This window comes from Dyadobacter sp. 676, assembly GCF_040448675.1.
Lineage (GTDB): Bacteria > Bacteroidota > Bacteroidia > Cytophagales > Spirosomataceae > Dyadobacter.
The window spans coordinates 2,547,599-2,570,766 of sequence record NZ_CP159289.1 but is presented as its reverse complement, the minus strand read 5'-3'; the positions used below and the strand labels follow the sequence as shown (position 1 = coordinate 2,570,766).

Below are 23,168 nucleotides of genomic sequence, written 5' to 3'. Positions count from 1 at the left end.
ATAAGCAGGATATGAACAAAGAAGCATGGTCTGGCATTTTCCCAGCGTTGGTGACGCCATTCAAATCAGATGATACAATTGATTTTGAGCTGTTCGGCAAGAACCTCGAAGCGCAGGTTGAGGCAGGTATAACAGGGGCGATCGTAGGCGGTTCGCTCGGGGAGGCCAGTACACTCACCCGCGCCGAGAAAATGGAACTGGTGAAATATGCTAAGAAGGTACTTCCTGCCGGCCTGCCCGTGGTGCTTGGTATCGCCGAACAATCGACAGCCGAGGCGGTAAGCATCGCGAAAGAAGCTGAAAGCGTAGGCGCCGACGGCCTGATGATTCTTCCGCCGATGCGCTACAAAGCCGACGACGATGAGACTGTGACCTGGTTCAAGACCATCGCCGGAAGCGTATCGCTTTCGATCATGATCTACAACAACCCTTACGATTACAAAATCGAAGTGACCCTGCCGATGTTCGAAGAGCTGGCGAAAGTTCCGAACATCCACGCCATCAAAGAATCGACCCGTGACGTGAGCAATGTAACGCGCCTGTTCAATAAGTTCGGCGACCGTTTCCGTGTGTTCTGTGGCGTCGATACATTAATTATGGAGGAAGTAATGCTGGGTGCCGATGGTGTCATCGGTGGTTTGGTGGACGCATTCCCGAAAGAAACCGTAGCGATTTTTAATCTTGTGAAAGCGGGTCAATACAAAGAAGCGCTGGCGATTTACCGCTGGTACCTGCCATTGCTCGAACTGGACATTCATCCCAAACTGGTACAAAATATCAAACTCGCCGCTGCCAAAATGGGTATCGGTTCGGAATACGTACGCGCACCGCGCCTGCCGCTTCACGGCGCAGAGCGCGAAAAAGTACTCGCGATCATCGACCAGGCCATCGCTACACAGCCCGAATTGCCGGATTATCTGAATTTGACGGTCGACGTGGCATAATACAGGACAGGAAGCTCCTCCGGAGTCGTGATGTTCTTCCGGTGCGCTGCACCTGACGAATAATGACGGTAATCCATATTCACGCACATCGGGCTACAAATCTTGCGGCGCTCTGCGCCTTGGCATACGCAGGAGGTGCAGCGCATCGCAAGATTTGTAGAATGTGTTGTGCATCAAAGGAGCCCAGGTGCAGCGCACCGTAAGATTTGTAGAAACGGTGTCACGAAACAACGAAACGCCAAGGTGCAGCGCACCGCAAGAATTGTAGAACAGCGTTGTGAAACAACAATTGCCAAGGTGCAGCGCACCGCAATATTTGTAGAAGGTGTCGATGTTCGAATGCGGTTTTGACATACCGGAATATTGCCGATTGCGGAGCAATCTCCTATTTGTAGCAAACCCGATCATAACAAATATTTCGGACCCCAGAAGGGGTTTCCTGCGTGGCGCAATGGTCGCAACCCGGCTAAATGCTGTAATATTGACAAAAAAGCCTCCGGTGATCGTTAGATTTCGAAGGCGGGATTGTTACCATTTTGTCAAAAACATTAAATTATGAAATTGTCCGATTTAGACCTTATTCTCGAAAAAGCCCGGCAGGCATTTGTTGCAATGAATGCTTATTCGCTGCGCCGCAGGGTTGCGTTGATGACCGCTATCGCCGATGAGATCGAAGCGCTCGGCCCCGAACTGATCCAGACGGCTATGGCGGAGTCCAACCTGCCCGAAGCCCGTTTAACCGGCGAAAAAGCCCGGACGGTATTCCAATGGAGAAGCTATGCCGAAGCGGTGGAGAAAGGATATTCGCTCGATGCGAGCATCGATACCGCCAACCCGCAACGTGCCGTGCCCAAGCCTGACATCCGAAAAACGAATGTGGGATTAGGACCCGTAGCGGTTTTCGGGGCCAGTAACTTTCCGTTCGCATTTTCGACTGCAGGCGGAGATACGGCCAGCGCTATCGCGGCGGGTTGCCCGGTGGTGGTGAAAGCGCATCCCGGCCATCCGAAGACTTCGCAGATCATGGCCGATGCCATTAGCCGCGGGGTTGCCAAAAGCGGTTTTCCGGAAGGGACATTTGCGCACATTTTCACGGATACCATCGAGGAAGCGCAGGCATTGGTGGCTCATCCGGTGATCAAGGCCGTCGGTTTTACCGGTTCAAATCGTGCGGGACTGGCATTGGTGGAAGTAGCCAATAAGCGTAAGGAGCCTATTCCGGTTTTTGCGGAAATGGGAAGCATTAATCCGGTGTTCCTGCTACCCGGGAAGCTGGCTACGGCGGGAATAGAATTAGCCAAACAATATGCGGGCTCGCTGACGTTGGGTGTGGGACAATTTTGTACGAACCCAGGCCTGTTGATCACGGAAGATAACCCTGCATTAGACAGCTTCATCGAAGCCTTGAACCAGGAAATTGTGAATATCCTTCCCGCACCGATGCTGAATGCGGGCATTGCGATCGCATACCGCGGGAATCGCGAGAAAGTAATAGGCCAAACCGGCGTGGAACTGGTGGCCGTAGCTGCTACCGAGGCGGCCGACGGACAGGGAGCTGCTACCGTGGCAACCGTTCGCGGGGTCGACTTTTTGATTAACGATGAGTTGCAAACCGAAGTTTTCGGTCCCTTTGCGTTGATCGTGAAATGCCGGAACGCGGAGGAGGTGCTGGCGGTGACCCAAAAGCTGCACGGCCAACTGACGGCTACATTGCTGGCGACAAGCGAAGACCTGGCATCGCACCGGGAGTTGGTGGCGGCTATTCAGAACAAATGTGGCCGCATTATTTTCAACAATTTTCCGACAGGCGTCGAGGTGTGTAAATCCATGCACCACGGCGGACCATTCCCGTCGTCGAGCAATAGCCAGTTTACCTCGGTAGGCCCGGATGCGATCAAGCGGTTCACCCGCCCATTGAGCTTCCAGAACTGGCCCGACGAATTTTTACCCGACGAATTGAAAAACGCCAATCCACTGGGAATATGGCGGATGGTGGATAATGAGGTGACGCGGGAAGCTGTGAGGACTTAGGCCTCGGGCTTTAAGCTTTAAGCTATAAGTTACAGTTGGATGAAGAAAATAAATTAATTAATAAGCTTAAGGCTTAAAGCTTATAGCCTAAAGCTCCAATCAAAACCTGGCCTAAAGCAGACAGCTTAAAGCCTTAAGCCCCTTTATGCGCAAAACTTTTTTCTGTATCGATGCCCACACCTGCGGGAACCCTGTACGTGTAGTCGCAGGGGGCGGGCCGCTCCTTGAGGGCAACAGTATGATGGAGCGCAGGCTCCATTTTTTGAGAGAATTCGACTGGATCCGCAAAGGCCTGATGTTCGAGCCACGCGGCCACGACATGATGAGCGGTAGCATTCTTTATCCGCCCATCGATCCGGCGAACGACATCGGCGTACTCTATATCGAAACCAGCGGCTGCCTGCCGATGTGCGGGCACGGAACGATCGGTACTGTTACCATCGCCATTGAAGAAGGGCTGGTAACGCCGAAAGTACCGGGAAAGCTACGGCTCGAAACACCCGCCGGTTTGGTACTGGTAGAATATGTACAGGAAGGCCGAAAGGTGAAATCTGTCAAACTGGTCAATATCAAATCATTCCTAGCGGCGGAGAAACTGACGGTCGAATGCCCCGATCTGGGCACACTGACAGTGGATGTTTCTTACGGCGGTAACTTCTACGCCATTGTGGATCCGCAGGAGAATTTCAAAGGCATTGAGAACTACACCGCCGACCAGCTCATCAGTTGGAGCCGGGTGTGCCGCCAGCGGATGAACGAACAATATACATTCGTTCATCCCGAAAACGAGCATATCAACGGTCTCAGCCATTTCCTCTGGACCGGTGCCCCGCTGGACCCCACTTCCACGGCACGTAATGCGGTATTCTACGGCGACAAGGCTATCGACCGCTCCCCGTGCGGTACAGGCACGTCCGCGCGTATGGCGCAATGGCACGCGAAGGGTAAGCTTAAAAAGGGCGACCGTTTCGTGCACGAAAGCATTATCGGTTCCAAATTCATCGGTACCGTGGAAGAAGAAACAGCCATCGGCGACAAGCCGGCCATTATTCCCGGCATCGAAGGCTGGGCCGTCATCACCGGGCACAACACCATCTTCATCGACGACGAAGAGGACCCTTATGCGTTTGGGTTTCAGGTGTTGTGAGGCTGTAAGCGTTAGGCTATAAGCTGTAAGCTTCAAGCGGGAACATTGATTTGAGGTGCTTGTAATTAGATAAATGTCAATAAAATAGCTGTAAACTTTCGGCCTAAGGCTTATAGCTTACAGCTTATAGCATACAATGAACACCAAAAAAGGCAGCTCCCTCATCATCGGTGGCGGGATTTCGGGTTTGGCTTCGGCCTATTATTTGCTGAAAAGCGGGTGGAAAGTGACTTTGCTCGATAAGGGCGATTTGTTCGATAATTGTTCTATCGGCAATGCGGGCATGATTGTGCCGAGCCATTTTATTCCGCTCGCCGCCCCGGGGATGGTTTCTAAGGGAATAAAATGGATGTTCAATAGCCGCAGCCCTTTTTATGTGAAGCCTTCGCTCGACTTTTCACTGATTTCATGGGGCTTGAAATTCATGAAAGCCGCCACAGAAGCCAATGTGGAGCGCGCCGCGCCGCATTTGAGGGATTATCATTTATTAAGTAAAAAACTCTACGAAGACCTTGTTCGCGACGAAAACCTGGATTTCGGGCTGGAAGAAAAGGGCATACTGATGCTCTATAAATCCGACAAAACCGGAGAAGAGGAAATCCACGTCGGTAAACAGGGGCAGCAGCTCGGCCTGGACATCGATATGCTCAGCCGCGAGGAAGTTCAGGCATTGGAGCCGGGCATCAAGCTCGATGTGGCCGGGGCCGTGCATTACCGTTGCGATGCGCATTTGTATCCGACGGCATTGGTGAACGGGCTTATCCATAGCATTACCGCGCTCGGCGCAGAAATTGTGAAGAACACCGAAGTGACCGGTTTCGACATTCAGAATGGCGGGATAAAGAGGGTCAAAACGGCTGCCAGAACTTATGAGGGCGACCTGGTAGTGATGACCGGCGGCTCGTGGCTTCCGCAGCTCGCCAAACAGGCTGGCCTTTCCATTCCGGTTATGCCGGGCAAAGGTTATTCCTTTATGGAGTCCAATTCCGAACATCCCATTGTTCATCCCGCGTTGCTCCTCGAAGCCCGTGTAGCTGTAACGCCTATGAACGGACAGGTGCGTTTTGGCGGCACTATGGAACTGGCCCCATTGAACAATCAGATCAACATGAACCGGGTGGAGGGCATTGTCCATTCGATTCCCCGCTATTACCCTGAGCTGAACGTGGCCGTGCCTCAAAAGGACCGCATCTGGTATGGTTTCCGGCCTTGCTCCCCCGACGGCTTGCCTTATCTGGGTTATTCCAAAAAACTGAACAACCTGATCGTCGCCGGAGGGCATGGCATGATGGGGGTCAGTCTGGGACCAGGCACGGGTAAGATTGTAGCTGAATTGGCCGATCGGGTGAAATCGTCGGTGGATGTGACGCCCTACGATCCGGAGCGGTATCAATAAATGCAGGCGGAGCGGTATTGCAACGCTATTTTGGCAAGAGGCAGGATGGGATATTGTGAGTAGTTCAAATACTTCGTAGTTTACACAGTTTAAAACCTGACTTGATAACCTATTACCCTTTATGCCACAAGAAAACACCTCTTTCAAGCCCTCGTTAGGTCTTGTTGACGCCACTATGCTCGTTGCCGGCAGTATGATCGGGTCGGGCATTTTTATTGTAAGCGCCGACATCGTGCGGAATACCGGAAGCGTGGGTTGGCTGATGTTCGTGTGGCTTATCACCGGTTTTATGACGCTTACGGCCGCATTGAGTTACGGCGAACTCAGCGCCATGTTCCCCAAGGCGGGTGGTCAGTATATTTATCTCAAAGAAGCTTATAACCCGTTGATCGGCTTTCTGTACGGTTGGAGCTTTTTCACTGTCATCCAAACGGCCACTATCGCCGCGGTAGCTGTGGCATTTGCGAAATTCACCGCCTATCTCGTTCCACAATTCAGTGAAGATCTGGTCGCGTTGGACCTTGGATTTCTTAAGATAAGTCCGGCGCAGCTACTGTCTATTGTGGTCATCGTGTTGCTGACGTTTACGAATACACGCGGCGTCAATAGCGGCAAAATCATCCAGACCACATTTACATTAACGAAGCTTCTGAGCTTGCTCGGTCTCATTGTTTTCGGGTTATTTTTCATGAAACCGGAAGTGTGGGCCGCCAACTGGGGCGAGGGTATGTGGGATTTGCATAAGCTCGACCCTGACGGAAGTGTTGCCTCCTATACTACCATCGCCGCGTTCGGGGCTATTGCCGCTTCGATGGTAGGGTCTATTTTTAGTTCTGACTCGTGGAATAATGTAACATTCATTGCCGGTGAAATCAAAAATCCGCAGCGCAATATCGGCCTTAGTCTCGCATTAGGGACCATCATTGTGACGGTCATTTACGTGCTCACCAACGTGATGTACACCGGCGTGCTCTCTTTGCAGGAGATCGCCTCCTCCGACAAGGACCGCGTGGCCGTAACTGCTTCCCACGTCATTTTTGGCAATGCCGGAACGATTGTGATCGCCGTAATGATCATGATTTCGACTTTTGGTTGTGACAACGGACTGATCATGTCCGGCGCACGGGTGTACTATTCAATGGCGAAAGATGGGCTGTTTTTCAAAAAAGTGGGACAACTGAATAAGAACGCGGTACCGGAAATCGGTCTTTGGCTGCAATGCGTGATCGCGTCGTTATGGGCGCTGAGTGGAAAATATGGCAACTTGCTGGATATGATTTCCTTTGTAGTGGTGGTATTCTATATGCTTACGATTATTGGCATATTCATTCTCCGCAAAAAACGTCCCGACGCACCGCGGCCTTATAAGGCATTCGGCTACCCGTTTTTGCCGATCATTTACATTATTATGGGCGTTGCATTCTGCCTGCTGCTGATCATCTACAAGCCTGAATACACCTGGCCAGGGCTGATCATCGTGCTCCTTGGAATACCGGTTTATTATATGGTGGCACGTGATAAGGGCTTGGCGTGATTAGTTGGACCTAGTGATCAAATTGAACGTAGTCAGAGACGACGCGACCGATCACTAGGTTCAATCCAGCGTATTTGTTTGTTGATGAAATGCGTTGCCTACTTTTCCAGCAACTCGTCCAAATTGCCAAGCGCCATCGTAAACCCTTCCTGGAAGCCCATCTGCATCATCTGCTCGATGTCTTCATATTTGTCATACTGAATCGCCACGGAAACGGTAGTAGTACCATTGGCTTCGGTGAAATTGTTGGTCCAAAGTGCTTGTGCGAACTCCGTGTTGATCGTTCCGTTCTCGTCACAAAACGCGTCGTTGGCCGAGAAGCTTTTCTGTGGGTCGATCGTTTTGTATTCGACTTTCGCCCAATGCTCTTCGCCTTCGGGGCCCACCATGGCATAAAGCCAGCTTCCGCCTACACGGAAATCCATGGATTTGGTGCGTGCTTTCCACGGCCGCGGCGCCCACCATTGGTCGAGCAGCTCGCTTTGCGTCCATGCGGCCCAGACTTTCGCCACCGAGGCAGCAAATTCACGCGTTACATTGACGCGGTTATTCTCTTTGTCTACCGAAAAATTCATTAACAGGTTACTTTTCATTGGAATCTGAATTTAGGTTGGTTAATAGTTGATCTAATAGATTGAAACGGTCTTCCCAGTGTTTTTTGAACTGCGTCAACCAGTGGTCGAACTCTTTCATTTTGACTGGATTGAAATAATAATGGATCTCCCTCCCGACCTTGTTCTGCTTCAACAGCTCGCAATCGGCGAGTACCTTGATGTGCTTCGAAACCGCCTGCCTGGAAGTCTCGAAATGTTCCGCCAGCGCATTCGGCGTCATGGATTGCGTCGCAATCAGTACGAGAATGGCCCTTCTCGTTGGATCCGCAATAGCCTGAAAAATATCTCCTTTCATACAAGATCGAAATATGCAACTTGATGGTTGTAAATATATATGCAACTTTTTAGTTGCGCAAATTTTTTTTGTAATTTATTTCAAACCGGTTGTGCGGAGGACTTTACGCATCCAGGAGCGTCCGTTGCGCAAATCGCAACGCCATGCCGCCAGGCGTCGTACCTGCGGCATAATTGATTGGGAAGACGGCGGGAGGTTGGATGTGAATGCGGCTTGAATAGGTAGCTTTTTAATGTTCGGAGAAGGGGGGGAAAACGGCGCCGGGCTGTTTTAAATACTTTGGAGGAGCTTCCTGATGATTGTTAGCTATTCGCCACCACCACCGTCACCATCCCCCGCGCCGGAATTTTCAATCCTTTCTTTAAGTTCTTAACTTTCGTATGCTTCATATCAACCCCTTTGTCCCCGGTAGTCAAATAAACCTCCGCATTCTTCACCTTCAATCCTGCGATCTCCGGCCGCAAAACGCGCTCTTCATTGCCATAGTTAATAGCCACCAACACCACTTGCTTCTCGTTCGCAAAGGCCGAAACCATCAGATCCTGGGCAATTTGCTCCTTGCTGAGTTTATCGCCGCGCTCCACACTCAGTCGGTGCATTCCCGGCCGGACGAAGCGGCTGTAATGGCCCAGCGCCCAGAGGTTTTTGGTGGCGGTGATGCTGCCATCTACATACCCGGGTGAAGAAGGTTTGAGGGCGATGAGGTAGTAGCGGGTGTCGAAATCGGGGTTGCCGGGTTCCCAGCTGTTCCAGAGCTTGCCAGGCGGCGGCGTTGCCGTATACGAGGTCGTCGTGGATGACTTTGGAGAGGAACAATGCGCAGTCGATGGCGGGGATGCGGCCGGTTTTGCCTTCGCGGTAGCCGTCGGCGAGCATAGAGTATTCGGTTTGCCAGAAGGTGACGCCGTATTTGGCAGTAGTGTCGGCCACGTGGCGGCGGACGGCGATTCGGGCGCTGTCGCCTTTGTCGGTGAAGTAACTGTGGCCGCCGATGATGCGTGGGAGGTGTTTCAGGTCGGTTAATGCAAGCCTGCTTTTTGGGTTGAAAAATGCCTGCGTTTGTTGGTTAGCGTTACCGGTTTTGGCATAGAGGTAATCGAGCTGGGCGGCTTCGGTAAGGAGAATTCGGGCGGTCGAGCCGGTGGTGGTCAATGCGCTGTCGAGGGCCCGGGCCACGTACGCGATCTCGTCGTTGTGCCATGGGCTGCCTTCCTGCTTGGCACCCTGGCCCGGCGGGTGCGACCAGTCCCATTGCGGCTCGTTCACGGGACTAATGTATTTGAAATGCAAACCTTCGTCATCGAAATGCTTCAAAACCGTCGCCAGAAAGCGGGCATAGTCGCCATAATGCTCCGGTTTGAGATTCGAGATGTAGTCTTTCGTGGTTTTATAACCCCGACCATTCTTTGTAAACTGCACTGGTGGTGTGTTGGAGAACGCAATCATGTTTTCGACGCCGTATTCCCTCGCTTTTTTGGTAAACCATACATAACCAGCCTGTTTCGACCAATCGTAAGTACCATCAGGACGCAGGAAGCATTCCACGCGTTTGCGGAAATCGGTAATGCCGCTGCTGTCGCCCTGCTCGGCTGTGCCGCCGCCAATGTTGAAGCGCCAGGCCGAGAGTCCGATGCCTTTGGGGTTGCCATTTGCATCGAAATCCTTGCTGAACAGCCATTCGGCCATTTGTTCTCGGTTTTGTGCGGGCCAGTTTTTGGCAATGCCCTCGGTGAACCAGGCTCCGGCGGCACCGAAGTTATCCATTTGCTGGGCTTTGTTTCGGGTATCGATTTTAACGACCAGCTCTTTCGGCTTTTGCGCATGTGCAAGCACTGTGGTAAGTATAGAAAGGATGGTAAGGAGCAGTTTTTTCACGATGATTAATTTAAAATACATTAAAAGCCATAGCAAGAAGGATCAGTACCACTGCCCAGCCAGCAAGTTGGAGCAACACCGGGTGTTTGTAGCTGCCCATCAACCGGCTTTTCCGGCTTGCTACGAGCAGAATGGCGAGGGCAATGGGGAGTACAAAGCCATTCAATGTGCCCACAAAGACCAGCACTTTCACCGGTCGGCCGACGAGCAGGAAAATGAGGGTGGAAATAAGGATAAAGACAATAATAATGCGCGACTGATGCTTTTCTATCAGCGGGTGGAACGACCTCAGAAAGGAAATGGAAGTGTAAGCCGCGCCAACCACCGATGTAATGGCGGCCGCCCAGATCATGAGTCCAAACAACTGCTTTCCAAAGCCGCCAACGGCGTTTTCAAAAACCGAAGCTGCGGGATTGTCGGGGTTGATACTCGCGCCGCCGAGGACAATCCCGAGCGTGGCCAGGAAGAGCAGATAGCGGATCAAAGCGGTGATAAGTATGCCGGTGGATGCGCCGCGGTTGACTTCTTTCAATGCATTTCGGCCTCGTACGCCCGAGTCGAGCAGGCGGTGCGCGCCCGCGAAGGAGATGTACCCGCCCACGGTCCCGCCTACGAGTGTGAGGGTGGCGATAGGGTCGAATTTTTCGGGCAGGAAAGTGTGACGAACGGCACTGCCGAGTGGCGGGTGCGAGGTGAATGCGACGTAGAGAATGAGGGCAATCATGACGAAGCCAAGGATTTTGGCGAAACTGTCCATGGCCTTGCCGGCTTCTTTGAACAGGAAAATACCGATGGCAATGGCCGCGCTGACGATCGCGCCGGTTTGAACACCGATGCCCGTCATGGCTTCGATGCCCAGGCCGGCGCCCGCTACATTACCGATGTTAAAAGCCAGCCCGCCGGCCACGATTAGGAATGCGAGCAGATAGCCCAGGCCGGGGAAAAGGTCGTTGGCCAGATCCTGGGCGCGTTTGCCGGAGACGGTGACGATTTGCCAGATGTTAAACTGGACCGCGAGGTCGATCACGATGGATATCAAAATGACAAAGCCGAAGCTGGTCGCCAGCTTTTCGGTGAAGACGGTCGTTTGGGTCAGAAAGCCGGGACCTACCGCGGAGGTGGCCATAAGGAATGCGGCGCCTAGCAGTGCATTTTTGTTTTTTGACATTTTTTTGTTATCACGAAGGCGCGAATTCTACACGAATGTCTTCGTGCACATTCGTGTCTTCGTGGCATTATTAAATTGAAGTTCCAAAACCCCCGCCCCCCGGAGTCTCAATTGCCAAAACATCCCGCGCATTCACTTCAAGACTACAAATTCCGGGTAACTCATTCGCCGAGCCGTTTGAAAAAAGCACATGCCGCCCGCGAAGCCCATCGCCACCACCAGCCATGCCATAAGGTGCATACCGCCGGTGCTGACCAAGCAAAGTAACCTGCAATGGCATCAGGAATTCCAGTTTCCGCACAATGCCGTCCCCGCCGCGCCAGCGCCCCGCACCGCCTGAACCGCGACGAATGCCGAATTCGAGCAACCGAACGGGATATTTCCGTTCCAACTGTTCCGGATCGGTGATGCGCGTGTTGGTCATATGCTGATGCACCGCCGAGCGGCCATCGAATCCATTCCCCGCGCCCACACCGCCACCGATCGTTTCATAATAGCCGAACCGCTCGTTTCCGAAAAGGAAGTTGTTCATCGTCCCCTGGCTGCAAGCGGCGAGGCCGAATGCTTTTAATAAAGTATCCACCAGCCGCTGACTCACCTCCGTGTTTCCGCCAACCACCGCCGGGCATTGCCACGGATCGTCGGAAAATTGCGGATGCAGAAAGCTGTTTTCGGGCAGTCTGATCTCTACATTCCGCATCAGGCCATCATTCAAGGGAATCTCTTTGTCTACCAAAAGCCTTAGCACATACAATATCGCACTGTACAGAATGGAAATATTTGCATTCAGGTTATTGGGATGGACGCCGGACGTGCCTGTGAAGTCGAAGATTTGCTTATCATCGGATATGGTAATTTTGACGTTTATCCGATTGTCATCGTCCAAAAGCTCAGAAGCCTCAAAAACCCGCCCTCGCAGCGGAAGCAATGCATTCCTGAGCTGCGAAACAGCCGTTTGTTTTAGCATACCCATATATTTTCGCACGGTTTCCAGACCATGGTTTTCCACCAGTTTCAGCAATTGCGCGCTGCCTTTTTTCAATGCCGACAGGGCTGCTACAATGTCGGCTTCGTTGGACAGGAACGAACGGGTCGGGTAGGGGCCGCTTGTGAACAGTTCCTGCAATGCCTCCCATTGAAATTCATCTCCCTTTACCAAATATTGCGGCACGATTACCACGCCTTCCTCGGCCAGGCAAGCCGCGTCGGGCGGCATTGACCCGGGTGTTTTGCCGCCCACTTCAGCATGGTGCGCGCGGTTGATGACATAACCTACACAAATCCCGTCGTCTGTAAACACGCCGGCGATCAGGGTAATGTCCGGCAAATGCGACCCGCCGTATTGTGGGTGGTTGGTAATCACCACATCGCCCGGACCGATCGCGATGGCTTCGCGCACGAGGCGCCCGCATATGCCCATGCTCCCCAGATGCACCGGAATGTGTTGCGCGTTCACGAGAAGTTCGCCGTCGGCGTCGAGCAACGCGCACGAAAAATCGAGGCGCTCCTTGACGTTCACCGAAAAGGCCGTCCGCTGCAATTGCACGCCCATTTCGTCGGCGATAGCTTTGAAGCGGTTCGTGAAAAGCTGCAATGCAACTTCCTCACTTTGGTGCCCGGTATGGGTCCCTGCGCTCGCTGTTCGCCAGGCAATGGCGTCCTGCCCATGCTGGATCACCAGTTTCCAGCCTTTCGGCAGGTAGGTCGTGGAAGTGTTGTTAAGCAAAATGGAAGGCCCTTCCAGCTGATCGCCGGGTTGGAGGTTGTCCCATTCGAAAACCGCCGTTTCGGGGAGGCGCGGGTCACTTAAAAACGGTTTGCTGCGGCCGGAATGCAATGCGTCCGGCCCATTTTTAATAACCGGTAACGGCTCGATGCCTGCGCTTCGCTGTTGGACTTTCAGTTTGACGCTTTCGAGTTCCACTACGACATTAGTCGGGAAATACCCGAACTGCGCGCGGTAAGTTTCTTCGAATTTGGCGAGCGTCGTGTCGCCCGAATAGGGTATTTCGACGGTATTTTCCTGCCCCGCAAACCGTAGGTAAACATGGCAGAATACGATTTCAAAAGCATTAACTCCCTGTTTTCTTAAAATTTCGGTGGCCTGCTTTTCCAGATTTTCCCACCACTCAGGGATATTGTCCGCCGCCTCTGTCCAGGGCAGCAGGATCTGTTTCGAAACGATGGTGCTGATCAACGCCTCGCCGATGCCCGCCGCGCTGAAAAGCCCGCCGTCGTAAGGGAGCAGCACAGTATCCATATCCAGCAGCTCGGCCAGCTGGCAGGCATGTAGGCCGCCAGCACCGCCGAAAGTGACCAGTGCAAACGCTTTGGGATCGATCCCTTTTTCCACTGAAATCTTTCGGATCGCGTCGGCCATTTTTTCGTTGGCAATGCGTTCGAGGCCCGTCAGGATTTCGTAATGGCTTAAAAGATTGCCGGTTTGCGACCGGATGGCGGTCCGGAGCTCTTCCAACTTCGAAATAGCTGCCGCGGGGTTAATGGGAATACTGAATTTCGATGTTTCCAGCTGGCCCAGCAGCAGATTGATGTCCGTAACCGTCAACGGCCCGTTCGCCCCGTAGCAGGCCGGGCCCGGCGATGCACCGGCGCTTTCGGGACCTACCTGCAAGGAGAAACCATCAAACCAGCACACCGAACCACCGCCGGCGGCAACGGTTTCAATGGCCAGGGTAGGGTTATGGAATTCAATGCCGTCGATTTCGGTAACATATTTTAGTTCCGGCTGGCCGTCGATCAGCGCCGTGTCAGTGCTCGTGCCGCCCATGTCGAAGGTAATGGCTTTTGGAAAACCCAGTTTGCGGGCGAAGTTGGTGGCCGCGACCATTCCCCCGGCCGGGCCGCTGAGCAAGCTGTCTTTTGCGTGAAAACCACTCACTTCGGAAAGGCTGCCGGTGCTGGTCATGACTTGCAGGCTACCGCCATCCGGCGCGGCGCCATTCAGTGCTTTTCCGATATTGGTTAAATACTGGTCAAGGATCGGATCGAGGTAGGCATTGACTACCGCCGTTTGCGTCCTGAGCAGGTAATGCGAGAACGGAAACAGGTCCGACGATGCGGAAATGTATTTTGCGCCATTATCCCGGAACCACGTCGCCAGCTGCGATTCATGCTCCGGATTTTGGTAGGAATGCAAAAGAGAAACGGCTACTGACTCATAATCAGCAGGTGTTGTTTTAGATCTGAAACCGCTTAAATCCAATGCATAGAGCACAGTCCCTGCCGCATCCAACCGCTCATCCGCTTCCAGCACATCGCTGTAAAGCAATTTAGGTTCGGGGATATTAAGCTGAAAAAGTGACGGGCGCTGCTGGTTACCAATGTAGAGCAGATCTTTGAAACCCTTTGTGACAACCAGCAACGTCTTGGCGCCCTTTCTTTCGAGCAATGCATTGGTGCCTTTCGTTGTGCCCAATCGCATGGCAATCGGCGGAAGCGGCTGGTCGAGCGGCGTTTGGGTAAGCAGCCGCGCGGCCAGAATGGGCGCTTCCTCGCCCGTGGTTATTTCAAAATCGGTGGGCTGGGTAAATGCCAGATCATCCTTCAATGTGATCGTGTGTTGCCGCCTGTCTATCGTTTCGATGCGGCTCGGCATTTCGTTTCCGTGCAGTTTGAATGTATAGTTTTTGAAAAGGGCGCCATCGTACGACCAGGAGGCTTTGAAACGGTAGGTATTGTTGCCTAATTTCTCTGTAATGCGGCCCCGGAGGCAGCTGGAACTAAGTACTTTGATGCGCGTTTTGTTCCCGGTCGGGTCAATAGCCAGGCAATCGGTAAATGTCCCGCCGGTATCGATCCAGATTTGCCAGGCGGTTGAAGGGGTATTTTTCAAAACAACGGGTTTTGTTTCAATAAAGCAGCAGAAACCCTAATTTACCCAATTCAGCGCATTGAAGCCTGTCTTTACCTTAAATTTAAATATCCCTGAAACCTTTCTGGTATTCGCCGGGCGACATGCCGGTCGTCTTTTTAAACACCCGGTTGAAATTCGTCACGTGGTCAAAGCCGGTCTGGTAGCAGATGTCCGAAAAGCTGTCGAACTTCCCGGAAAGGATAATCTTGCAGGCCTCGTTGATCCGCACTTCATTCAGAAAACTTACAAAGGTCTTGTCGGTGTGCTTCTTGAAATACCGGCAGAATGCCTGTGGCGTGAGGTTGGCGACTTCGGAGATTTCGGCGAGGGAAATGTGGCGTTTGTAGTTCGTGACGAGGTATTGAAAAATACGGTCCATCCGGATCCCCTCGACCTCGGAAATGACTTGTTCGCTGTTGCTGGTAGCGAGCGGTTTCAGGTCGCGGGTGGTCGAAAACTGGTAGAGCAGTTTGATAAACGCCGCCACGCGCTGGCTTTCCTTGTAGTGGATAATTTCCGAAATGATTTTCTGCACACTTTCCCGCGCTTCTTCAGGGATTTGAAAGCCGTTGTGAACGCCGTTGACGAACTTCCGGATACTGGCCATTTCCGGCAGGCTCAGGATGTTCTGGGATAAATAATTGGGATCGAAGAAAATGGAAACGGAATGGATCTGCCTGGGCTCGTCGGGATTGAAATAGGACTCGTCGTTCTTGAAAATGTGCGACTGATTAGCCCCGATAATGTAAATGTCGCCCGACTCGAACCGCTGCATATAGTTCCCCGCGACCAGGATTCCCGAGCCTTCCACCACCCACTCGATTTGCACCTCGCGGTGGCGGTGCAAATGCGGGTAGTAATGCGGCAGTTTTTCCTCCTGCACGACAATTGTACTTTCGCGGGAAACGGGGATGGTGAATTGTACGACTTTCATAATATTAAATATACGCAGGAAGGTTGGTTAATGCTTCATGCCGGAATTGTTTCGTTTGATGTATTGCATTTTTTGTTGTTACATGCCTACGGCATTAGAAGAAGCGTTGCGTCCGTTAGGCTACCAATGTTTCATGCCTAACGGCATTAGTTGAGCTTAATCGCGTAGCGGTGTAATATTGGTAGCAAGATATCCGTCATCTGGTTATGCAGAAGCGGTTTACGTACCGCGCTATCAGTATTTCATGTCTAACCGCATTAATCAAGGCCAATCGCGTAGCGATGTAATATCGGCAGCCAAGAACCCGCTTCCGCTAATAAAATCCCGTCAGGGATGTAACATCGTTAATGCGAATGCAACACCGGCCAACCATCATTCCAGTCCAACGACTCCACCCGCAGCTTGGAGCGCCCTTTGTCTTTTGCATCATAACCATGAAATACGAGGTAATCTGTCCCGTCGAATGTGCAAACCGCATTGTGCCCGACGCCATGCCAGTCGGCATTGCCTTCCAGTAATAATGTCCCGCCACCTTGTGTCATCGGAATACCGTCCATGTCGAGGTAGGGGCCGGTGAGCGTTTTGGAGCGTCCGACACGCATTTTGTAAGTACTCTTTTCGCCCCGGCAACAGTAGTCATAGGAGGCAAACAGATAGAAATAATCAGATTTTCTGAAAATAAACGGCGCCTCGATGGCCCCGTTACCGGTGGAGTCGCTGCCCGCTCTCTTGCGCGGGACGCTCGCGAGGGTGAACCAGGTTTGCGGCTGAGCAATATGGCGGGCGTCGGCATCGAGTTTTACCAGCTTGACGCCATTCCAGAACGAGCCGAACGCGAGCCAGGGTTGCTGTTGCTCATCGAGGATTAGATTGGGATCGATGGCATTCCATTCGTCGCGGCCGGGGACAGATTCGATCACCTGTCCATGATCGGTCCAGCGATAGTCGGCGCTGCTCGGGTCGAGGGTCTTGTTGGTGGCCAGGCCTATGCACGAGCGGTTTTTGCCAAATGTGGAAATGGAATAATAGAGGTAATACAGGCCATTGTAATACGAAATATCCGGCGCCCAGATGTGTCCTTTAAAACCCGGCACGGCCTTCACGGCCCATTCGGGCGGCGCATTGAATACCGGCCTTTCTTTTTTCCAGTGACGCATATCCTTCGAAGACCATATGCCGATGCCACGGCCAGTCGCGAAAACGTAGTAAACCCCGTCCTGCCGGATCATCACCGGGTCATGGACCGGGATATTCGTTTGCAAAGAATCCTGGGCGCGGCAGAGTTGCGCGCCCAGGATGAGTAGTAAGAAAATAAATGGCCTCATTACTTCAACATAATCTTCTGCGGCATGCCGAAAAGCATTTCACCCACACCCGAAGTTTTCACGCCTATGCGCGCATAGACGTACTCGCGCGACGCTTGTGCGGCCGGAATGTTGACGGTCAGCGTAACGGGCTTCGACAGGTCGGTCAGGTTGGCAGCCACTTCCTGCGCATTAGCGACGCTGTTATTCGGATCGACAATCGTAGTTGTGCCAATGTAAAGGTTAACCCTTTCAAGCGTGCGGCCCTTTGCGACCTGCTGCACGTTGAAGGTAGCTGAAACTTTACCTTCGCCTTTAGAGTACACATCGTTTTTAAGCACGAAATAGGGGTTTACAGGCACATCGATTTCTTTTGAGGCACGCAATTCCACATCGATGGAATCGGTATTGTCGGTCCACGGCCCATTGCCACGGAGGAGCACGAGTTTATAATTACCATCGAATAGCGAAGCCGAGAATGTACCGTCCTGGCTCACATGCACGGGTATTTTGGTAAAAAGCTGATAGCCGTGCTGCCAGAGTTCGAGCTGGACGCCGTTCGAGCGCACACCCACGGGCTGGCCTTCATATACCACCCGCCCCTTCAAAACCGATTTGGGTTCGGTGCGGTTATCTTTTTCGCAAGCCGACAGGCCGAGCATGAGTGCCAGCAGCAATGCCGGAATGCCATATATGATTTTTGATTTCATTGCGATTAATGGAATGGGTTACGGATGATTTTCGGGTTGTTGTCAATCACGTTCTGCTGAATGGCCGAGTAATAGTTGCCCATCTGGAAGAATCTCGGCGTCCGGAAACGTGGCGCTACCAGTTTATCAAAAACGTATTTGCCGTGCGTGGCGTGGCCGGGGCGTACCACGCGATAAGGATATAATGCGTAGATAACCGCATCCGGATTGGCTGAATTGCCGTTCCACACTTCGTGCGCGATGCGCCATCTTTTCAAATCCCACACACGATGGTCTTCGAAAGCCAGTTCTACACGGCGCTCATTCTGCAATTTTTCCAGCGTGAGCGTTTTCAGGCTGTTGGCAGGAAATCCGGCGCGTTCACGAAGGGTATTAACGTACTTTAGTGCATCCGCATTCCGGCCGAGCTCGAATGCTGCCTCGGCGGCATTCAGGTATATTTCACCCAAACGGAACCTTACCCACCACATATCGCTGCGGATACCCCGCGTGCTCGACATGGCCGTCTGGTCCACATATTTACGGAGATAGAAGCCCGTATTGGAAACTTCGGTCTGTGAACGTTGGGGGCCGGAGGCGCCGGTAAGCAATCCGCCGTCGTCGTAGGTCGAGCCCAGGACGTTAGATTCTACTGTTTTGAAGGCATTGGTCGCATTGTCCCACACTTTTACCCCGGCCTGTATCTGAACTTCCATGCCGCGGAACGTTGTACCGGGGTAAATTACCGTTCCGTAAAGGCGGGCATCCTTATTCGCGAAAATGTCCTGCAACTTGTCATAATAAATGTAATCGGTATTGCCGGCGTTGCGGTTTTTCAGTTCGCCCGAGGTACCGTCGAGGTATTCATAATCCTCGACCAGGTTCAGCGACGGGGTAATGGACGATGACGACAGGTTGTCCTCCCGTACGTTGCGCGCGATGTTGTCGTAAGTGAATCCGTGACGTTTGTCTTTACTTACCAAAAAATCCTGCGCCCAGATTACCTCCCGGTTGGCGCTCTTTTTTGTCACGGCCTCATAGAAGTTCATCCCTTTATCCGGATTGGTTTTATAGAGCTCATAGGCGCCGCTATTGATGATTTCCTCGGAGGCTTGCAATGATTTCGTATAATAATCATTGGCACGGGACGCCGGGATTCCCACCTCGCCACCAGGTGTGGTAATGGGAGAGGCCATCTTATTGTTGTACCTGGCGATCGACGCGGCGTACAGCATGGCGCGGCTTTTCACGGCAAGTGCCGTAAACTTGTTCGCCCGTGTGTTGCTCGTTCCGTTGCCCAACTGATCTTTCACCGCATCCAGTTCACTGGCGATGAAATCGTACACTTCCTCTTCTTTGTTGCGGGGTTGCTGCAGCGCCGACGGGTTACCGTCGAAGTTATAGATCAGTTGTTTGGTCACCAACGGGACGCCGCCCATGCGTTTCACATGTTCGAAATACACAAAGGCGCGTAAGAATCGTAATTCAGCTGAAAACTGCGCCTTTTGGGCGTCCGAAATCCTGACCCCGTAAGTCTGGAGGTTTTCCAACGCAAGGTTAATGTCGCGTATCAGACCGTAATCCCAAAGCCGCCACCGGTCTACCGGATAGGAAAGGATATTGTTCCGCGCATCGTCGTTGTTGGACCACATTGCTTCGTCATAAGCGGCAAAATCTTGCCAGCCTTCTTTGATCACCGCATTGTTGTCGGTGCTTGAACCGTGGTTGAGGTCGGTATGATAAGGCAGGCGGTCGTAATAGTTGGCCAAAAGGCCGGTGATCATCTTCGGGTCGTTCCAGACCTGTTCTTCGAGGATGATGTTCTGTGGCTTGCGTTCCAGCCAGTCGTCGCAGCCCGCGAAAACGAGCATGGAAACAGAAACGAATATTTTGAGTGATAATTTTTTCATAACCAGTTTTTAGAAAGTGAGGTTAAAACCTGCATTGAACAGTCGCTGCTGAGGATAAACCAGCGCGTTACCCGATGAAATCTCCGGATCGATCTCGTACTTCTTCACATTGTCGATCGAGAAGAGGTTGGAGGCATTCACGTAAATGCGCAATGCGGAAAGCCCCAGTTTTTTCGTGATTTTCTGGTCGAAAGAATAGCCGAGCTCGATGTTGCGGAGACGGATGTAACGCACGTTCGTGATCCAGAAATCGCTCTTGCGGAAGTTGACGTGGCTGGTATTGTCCTTGCGGATGGCCGGGTAAGTACCAGGAATCCATTTGCTGTTCGGGTCGAATGGATCTTCGCGGTGCCAGCGGTCTTCGAGCATGAAATGTGGCGAGGTACCGTTGTTCTGATAGGGGATTTTCAACTCCCAGTTGCGCTGAAAGCTTTGCAGCGAAGCACCGGCGAAATCGAAGAAAAGCGAAAACCCCTTGTAGGCCACACTTCCGTTCAATGCAAAGCTGAGATAAGGATTCGCGCCTTCGGCATAACCGATCGGACGCTCGTCGAGCGCATTGATGATACCATCGCCATTCACATCCTTGTAAATGAAGTCGCCGGGAAGCTGGCTGCGGTTGCCCTGGCCGTCGTTATCGACGGTATGGCTTTCGATCTGCTCCATGGATTGGAACTGGCCTACCACCTGATAACCCCAGTTGATATCACCCCATCGGTCTACATAGCTATCGCGGTACTCGTTGTAAGAGTTGCCAAAGCGCGGTTTGTAAAAATCGAGGTCGCGGCGGCGGGAGAGGGTCGCATTGGCACTCACCGTGTAGTCGACCTGGCCTGCGGAGCTTTTATAGGTCAATACCCCTTCCAGACCGCGGTTGGTATCGGAGTTCAGGTTCTCGTTAGGCAGCGAGTAGCCCACTTCGGATGGGAGTAGCACGTCGTAACGTGCAGCGGGCAAGCCTTCGCGTTTTCTTTCAAAAATATCGAACTGTCCGGAAAGCTTTCCTCCAAGCAATCCGAAATCGATACCGATGTTAGTTGTAATGTTGGTGATCCAGGAGAGGGTGGTAATCGGCAAACCTCTTGGGCGGACACCAATGGTGTAATTCCCGTCAAAAATCGCACTGCCTTGCAGGAAATTATAGCCCGGCAGGTAGCTGAATGGCGCAACTACGAAGTCATTGTTAGCATTATTGAGGCGGTCGGCGCCGGTACGGCCATATGAAGCGCGGAGTTTCAGGCTGCTGAATACGTTTTCCAGCTTGCCTTTGAAGAAATCCTCCTCCGAAATGCGCCAGCCTGCCGATATGCCGGGGAAGAAACCGTAGCGTTTACCGGGAGCGTACAGGAACGACCCGTCATAACGGCCCACGAGTTCGAGCAGGTATTTTTGTTTGAAATCATAATTGATCCTGCCCACATAACCGGCCCGTGCCTCGGTACTCCACTCGTCGATGAGCAAATCCTGGTTCGCGAAGGACATTAACGGAATGTAATTGTTCGGCGGAACGGTATGGACGACGAGGTAGGTATTCACATTGTCGGAACGCTCGTAGGCGGCAACGGCCGAAATGTCGTGGTTACCGAATGCCTTGGCATAGCTCAGCTGGAACTGTGCGAAGCGGTCGACGATATTGCGTTTCCGGCGTTCGCGCCAGGGGTTCTGGTTACCGCCGCCGGGCACTACGTTGTAGGTGTCCGTCTTTTCGTCGTACGTGTAGGCATCATAGGTATATTCAAAACCGTCGAAATCGAAGTTGGTGAATGCGTAAGAGTAAGTTCCTTTCGCTTTCAGACCAAATTTGAAATCGTATTCGGCGTAAAAATTGCCTTTCACATTCCGCCAGACTTCGTCGATATAGCCGGTCACATCCTTTTTGTACGTAGCCGGGTTGACGTTCACGTTGTGCGTCTGGTTGATGTATTTCGGATTGTCGTTCGCATAAGGGCGCTCGGTAGGCCACATGGTGAAAATGCTCAGGAACGGGTTGAAGTAGTCGTCCAAACCTGGTACACCGACCTGGAACCGGTTCTCAATGCGGCCACTGATCTGCGTGCCTACTTTCAATCCTTTGGTCAGACTGGCTTCGACGTTCGCCTGGATGTTTGTCCGGTTGAAGTTGAAGTCGCGGATCAATGCGTCCTGGTTGAGATGACTGATCGAGAGGAAGTAGTTCATCTTCTCGCTGCCGCCCTGCACGCTCGCATTGCCAAAGTACTGGGGCACGTTCGGGCGCATGACCATGTCGTAATAATCGAAACTCTGGTAACCTTTTTCCGTGCCAATGCGCCATTTTTCCAATTCCGCCGGCGTAATGGAAGGCACGCGGCCCTGGTTCACGTCCGACTCCACGAGCCCGCGCATGTGCTGGTACGCATTAGCCGGACGCGGGTAGCGCGTGAAGTTTTGCAAACCATAGTAGCCGGAAAGGCTGATCCTCGTTCCGTCACCTGCTTTTCCTCTTTTTGTAGTAACCAAAACCACCCCGTTCGCCGCCCGCAGACCATACACCGCCGCGGAAGCATCTTTCAGGATCGAAACACTTTCGATATCGTTCTGGCCAAGGTTGTTGAAGCTGCCTACGTCGGAAGGGACGCCGTCTATGACAAATAGCGGCGTGCCCATATTCCGGATCTGGATGGTGGTAGCGGCGCCGGGGCGGGCATCGGCTTTACGGGCCGTGATACCTTGTACGCGGCCCACCAACGCATCGGCCGTTCCGATGGACGGCGTGCGGATCAGGTCTTTGGCCTGGATATTGCTTACAGCGCCGGTTACCGCCGCGGAAGATTGGGTACCATAACCCACCACAACTACTTCCGTAAGCTCTTCGCTGCTGGGAAGCAACGTCACCTGGATACTGGACTGGCTACCGATCACAATTTCCTGCGACGTGTAACCAATGAATGAAAATGAGAGCGTGGTGGCTGTTTCCGGCACATTCAGCGAGTAAGTACCGTCGGTGCCGGTAATGCTGCCGGTGGTGGTGCCTTTCACGACCACACTGACACCGGGCAGCGGGTTGTTTTTTTCGTCGACTACCTTTCCGGTGATCGTCTTGTCCACCGGTTTTCGGTAGGTGATGGCCGGTTCGAAGCGCAGTTTTTCCGACCAAACCTCCTGGGGCGACAGGCATCCTGCCGCCAAAAGGGCAAAAAGAGGCCTGCGAAGCCCCAGCAAGGGGTTCCGTCTGTTTGGGTTGTTCATTGTTAACCTGGGTTAGATGTGAGTAGTTATTAAAGCATTCTAAGAATTTGTTGGTATTTCTAATTTATTTTTAATAAAAAATATTGAATAAATACTATTTAAAAATGAGAAAAAAATATTTCCCCGGCGGATAGCTCGTACCCGTCGTCAATTTGACTTGAAAAATCAGCCATCCAGATTCGCAGAATGCACTTTCGTGCCCTGCGAATCTGAACGCTAATCGATATACGCTAAACCTGAATTGTT

The 23,168-nt window shown here is 52.4% G+C and carries 16 protein-coding genes; 5 read left to right on the top strand and 11 right to left on the bottom strand.

Features of this window, described 5'->3' with window-relative positions:
* The first annotated feature begins 11 nt into the window (after positions 1-11).
* From ABV298_RS11475 to ABV298_RS11455, 5 genes are all read left to right on the top strand, one after another.
* Positions 12-944: a dihydrodipicolinate synthase family protein gene (locus tag ABV298_RS11475; RefSeq protein WP_353722241.1), complete on the top strand. Its 933-nt coding sequence runs from the start codon at positions 12-14 to the stop codon at positions 942-944.
* Positions 945-1,499: 555 nt separating this feature from the next.
* Positions 1,500-2,975, top strand: coding sequence for an aldehyde dehydrogenase (NADP(+)) (locus ABV298_RS11470; RefSeq protein WP_353722240.1), 1,476 nt, complete (start codon positions 1,500-1,502; stop codon positions 2,973-2,975).
* 145 nt (positions 2,976-3,120) lie between these two features.
* Positions 3,121-4,122 carry a 4-hydroxyproline epimerase gene (locus ABV298_RS11465; protein WP_353722239.1) on the top strand — a complete coding sequence of 334 codons (1,002 nt, stop codon included), beginning with the start codon at positions 3,121-3,123 and terminating at the stop codon, positions 4,120-4,122.
* A gap of 136 nt (positions 4,123-4,258) precedes the next feature.
* The gene (locus ABV298_RS11460; RefSeq protein WP_353722238.1) at positions 4,259-5,518 is read left to right on the top strand and encodes an FAD-dependent oxidoreductase; all 1,260 of its coding nucleotides are present in this window, start codon (positions 4,259-4,261) and stop codon (positions 5,516-5,518) included.
* A 121-nt stretch (positions 5,519-5,639) separates the two neighbouring features.
* Positions 5,640-7,052, top strand: a complete 1,413-nt coding sequence (locus ABV298_RS11455) for an amino acid permease (RefSeq protein ID WP_353722237.1) — start codon at positions 5,640-5,642, stop codon at positions 7,050-7,052.
* A 98-nt stretch (positions 7,053-7,150) separates the two neighbouring features.
* On the opposite strand, the gene ABV298_RS11450 is transcribed toward ABV298_RS11455, so the two are convergent.
* The 11 genes from ABV298_RS11450 to ABV298_RS11400 form a co-directional block, all read right to left on the bottom strand.
* The gene (locus tag ABV298_RS11450) at positions 7,151-7,645 is read right to left on the bottom strand and encodes an SRPBCC domain-containing protein (protein WP_353722236.1); all 495 of its coding nucleotides are present in this window, start codon (positions 7,643-7,645) and stop codon (positions 7,151-7,153) included.
* Positions 7,635-7,961: a metalloregulator ArsR/SmtB family transcription factor gene (locus ABV298_RS11445; RefSeq protein WP_353722235.1), complete on the bottom strand. Its 327-nt coding sequence runs from the start codon at positions 7,959-7,961 to the stop codon at positions 7,635-7,637. The genes ABV298_RS11450 and ABV298_RS11445 overlap by 11 nt, the downstream gene beginning before the upstream one ends.
* A 302-nt stretch (positions 7,962-8,263) precedes the next feature.
* The gene (locus ABV298_RS11440) at positions 8,264-8,560 is read right to left on the bottom strand and encodes a hypothetical protein (RefSeq protein ID WP_353722234.1); all 297 of its coding nucleotides are present in this window, start codon (positions 8,558-8,560) and stop codon (positions 8,264-8,266) included.
* Positions 8,529-9,836, bottom strand: coding sequence for a glycoside hydrolase (locus tag ABV298_RS11435; protein WP_353722233.1), 1,308 nt, complete (start codon positions 9,834-9,836; stop codon positions 8,529-8,531). Before ABV298_RS11435 ends, ABV298_RS11440 begins: the two co-directional genes overlap by 32 nt.
* 10 nt (positions 9,837-9,846) lie before the next feature.
* On the bottom strand, positions 9,847-11,004 hold the full coding sequence (locus tag ABV298_RS11430; protein ID WP_353722232.1) for an NRAMP family divalent metal transporter: 1,158 nt from the start codon (positions 11,002-11,004) through the stop codon (positions 9,847-9,849).
* A 70-nt stretch (positions 11,005-11,074) separates the two neighbouring features.
* Entirely contained in the window at positions 11,075-14,857 is a 3,783-nt protein-coding gene (locus ABV298_RS11425) for a hydantoinase B/oxoprolinase family protein (protein WP_353722231.1), read from the bottom strand.
* A gap of 82 nt (positions 14,858-14,939) precedes the next feature.
* A complete protein-coding gene (locus ABV298_RS11420) occupies positions 14,940-15,812 on the bottom strand; it encodes an AraC family transcriptional regulator (protein ID WP_353722230.1) in 873 nt (290 codons plus the stop codon).
* 344 nt (positions 15,813-16,156) lie between these two features.
* The gene (locus tag ABV298_RS11415) at positions 16,157-17,137 is read right to left on the bottom strand and encodes an arabinan endo-1,5-alpha-L-arabinosidase (protein ID WP_353722229.1); all 981 of its coding nucleotides are present in this window, start codon (positions 17,135-17,137) and stop codon (positions 16,157-16,159) included.
* Positions 17,137-17,826: a DUF3823 domain-containing protein gene (locus ABV298_RS11410; RefSeq protein ID WP_353722228.1), complete on the bottom strand. Its 690-nt coding sequence runs from the start codon at positions 17,824-17,826 to the stop codon at positions 17,137-17,139. Before ABV298_RS11410 ends, ABV298_RS11415 begins: the two co-directional genes overlap by 1 nt.
* A gap of 5 nt (positions 17,827-17,831) precedes the next feature.
* Complete coding sequence (locus tag ABV298_RS11405; protein WP_353722227.1) at positions 17,832-19,715, bottom strand: RagB/SusD family nutrient uptake outer membrane protein; 1,884 nt, start codon at positions 19,713-19,715, stop codon at positions 17,832-17,834.
* Between the two features lie 9 nt (positions 19,716-19,724).
* Complete coding sequence (locus tag ABV298_RS11400; protein WP_353722226.1) at positions 19,725-22,922, bottom strand: TonB-dependent receptor; 3,198 nt, start codon at positions 22,920-22,922, stop codon at positions 19,725-19,727.
* Between the last annotated feature and the right edge of the window lie 246 nt (positions 22,923-23,168).

Coding starts and splice junctions, on each gene's coding strand:
- ABV298_RS11445 (WP_353722235.1), bottom strand. CDS start 7,961: ATGAAAGGAGATATTTTTCAGGCTATTGCGGATCCAACGAGAAGGGCC.
- ABV298_RS11465 (WP_353722239.1), top strand. CDS start 3,121: ATGCGCAAAACTTTTTTCTGTATCGATGCCCACACCTGCGGGAACCCT.
- ABV298_RS11405 (WP_353722227.1), bottom strand. CDS start 19,715: ATGAAAAAATTATCACTCAAAATATTCGTTTCTGTTTCCATGCTCGTT.
- ABV298_RS11420 (WP_353722230.1), bottom strand. CDS start 15,812: ATGAAAGTCGTACAATTCACCATCCCCGTTTCCCGCGAAAGTACAATT.
- ABV298_RS11475 (WP_353722241.1), top strand. CDS start 12: ATGAACAAAGAAGCATGGTCTGGCATTTTCCCAGCGTTGGTGACGCCA.
- ABV298_RS11460 (WP_353722238.1), top strand. CDS start 4,259: ATGAACACCAAAAAAGGCAGCTCCCTCATCATCGGTGGCGGGATTTCG.
- ABV298_RS11455 (WP_353722237.1), top strand. CDS start 5,640: ATGCCACAAGAAAACACCTCTTTCAAGCCCTCGTTAGGTCTTGTTGAC.
- ABV298_RS11440 (WP_353722234.1), bottom strand. CDS start 8,560: ATGCACCGACTGAGTGTGGAGCGCGGCGATAAACTCAGCAAGGAGCAA.
- ABV298_RS11415 (WP_353722229.1), bottom strand. CDS start 17,137: ATGAGGCCATTTATTTTCTTACTACTCATCCTGGGCGCGCAACTCTGC.
- ABV298_RS11410 (WP_353722228.1), bottom strand. CDS start 17,826: ATGAAATCAAAAATCATATATGGCATTCCGGCATTGCTGCTGGCACTC.
- ABV298_RS11430 (WP_353722232.1), bottom strand. CDS start 11,004: ATGTCAAAAAACAAAAATGCACTGCTAGGCGCCGCATTCCTTATGGCC.
- ABV298_RS11450 (WP_353722236.1), bottom strand. CDS start 7,645: ATGAAAAGTAACCTGTTAATGAATTTTTCGGTAGACAAAGAGAATAAC.
- ABV298_RS11400 (WP_353722226.1), bottom strand. CDS start 22,922: ATGAACAACCCAAACAGACGGAACCCCTTGCTGGGGCTTCGCAGGCCT.
- ABV298_RS11470 (WP_353722240.1), top strand. CDS start 1,500: ATGAAATTGTCCGATTTAGACCTTATTCTCGAAAAAGCCCGGCAGGCA.